The organism is Ideonella sp. P3_A4 (assembly GCF_056403075.1).
On the sequence record NZ_JBFUGE010001074.1, the window covers coordinates 1 to 1,300 of the forward strand.

Annotated in this window: 3 protein-coding genes; 2 read left to right on the plus strand and 1 reads right to left on the minus strand. The window is 65.8% G+C overall.

From position 1 onward, the window contains the following. Both AC1DYI_RS35940 and fdx read left to right on the plus strand, forming a co-directional pair. The coding region (locus AC1DYI_RS35940) for an Hsp70 family protein (RefSeq protein WP_477208868.1) at positions 1–504 on the plus strand (504 nt) is incomplete at its 5' end. A 3-nt stretch (positions 505–507) separates the two neighbouring features. Next, complete coding sequence (fdx, locus tag AC1DYI_RS35945) at positions 508–846, plus strand: ISC system 2Fe-2S type ferredoxin (protein WP_477208869.1); 339 nt, start codon at positions 508–510, stop codon at positions 844–846. A 119-nt stretch (positions 847–965) separates the two neighbouring features. On the opposite strand, the gene AC1DYI_RS35950 is transcribed toward fdx, so the two are convergent. Next, positions 966–1,280 carry a hypothetical protein gene (locus AC1DYI_RS35950; RefSeq protein WP_477208870.1) on the minus strand — a complete coding sequence of 105 codons (315 nt, stop codon included), beginning with the start codon at positions 1,278–1,280 and terminating at the stop codon, positions 966–968. Positions 1,281–1,300 lie beyond the last annotated feature (20 nt).

Sequence of the window (1,300 nt, forward strand, 5' to 3'; positions counted from 1 at the left end):
TCGCTGGCGCGCTTCGAGTTGCGCGGCATCCCGCCGATGGTGGCGGGCGCTGCGCGCATCCGCGTCAGCTTCCAGGTCGACGCCGATGGGCTCTTGAGTGTCAGCGCCCGCGAGCTGGCTTCGGGCGTCGAGGCGGCCGTGCAGGTCAAGCCCAGCTACGGCCTCGCCGACGACGACATCGCCCGCATGCTGAAGGAAAGCTTCTCCAGCGCCGAAGCCGACATGCAGGCCCGCGCGCTGCGCGAAGCGCGTGTCGAAGCCGAGCGTATGGACCTGGCGACGCAAGCGGCGCTGGCCGCCGACGGCGACCTGCTCGACGAAGCCGAGCGCACGTCAATTGCGCAGTTGCTGGAACTGGTGCGTGACGCCGCCAAGGGCAACGAGCCCGACACCATCAACCGGGCCGTCGAAGCGCTGGCCGATGGCACCGAAACTTTTGCCGCGGCGCGCATGAACCGCGGCATTCGCACCGCGCTCACTGGGCGCGGGCTGGACGAGATCTGACCGATGCCCGTGATTCGAATCCTTCCCCACGCCCAGCTGTGCCCGCAGGGCGACGAGATCCAGGCCGAGCCGGGTGTGTCGGTGTGCGAGGCGCTGCTTGAAAACGGTATTGCGATCGAGCATGCCTGCGAGATGAGCTGCGCCTGCACGACCTGCCACGTGATCGTCAAGAAGGGCTTCAACTCGCTGGGCGAGCTCGACGAGATCGAGGAAGACCTGCTGGACAAGGCCTGGGGCCTGACCCCGACGTCGCGCCTGTCCTGCCAGGCCATCGTCAGTGACGAGGACGTGACGATCGAGCTGCCGAAGTACACGATCAACCACGCCCGCGAAAACCATTGAACTGGCCGTTGGCCGGTTCAATGGTTTCGGCCCCGCGTTCGCGGGGTCAAAACCACCCCCAAAAAGCAACTGAGCCAGGCAGTGCCTGGCTCAGTGGGTGGTTGATGCGCGGGGTCGCGTCAGGCTGTCAGGCGGCGCAGCCAACCTGCAAAGTCGGGTCGCCAGCGGCCGGCTGTGGGGGCGGCGGTGCGAACTTCCAGCACGTTGCGAGTGGCCAGGAACTGCAGCAGCGCGCGCACTTCGGCCGGTTTGACGCCGTCGCGCTTGAGCAGCGACGATTCGCTGATGTGGCGCTGAGACAGATCGCTCAGCAATCGGCGAAAGCCGGTGCGCCGAAACTCGGCGGGCAGGTCTGGCCAGGAAAGCAGTTTGTATTCTTTCATACCCAACGTTCGCTCAAATTTATTGCCCGGCATCGCGAGGCTTTTGGCCACGTTAGCACGCTATTCTGCGC

Coding starts and splice junctions, on each gene's coding strand:
- fdx (WP_477208869.1), top strand. CDS start 508: ATGCCCGTGATTCGAATCCTTCCCCACGCCCAGCTGTGCCCGCAGGGC.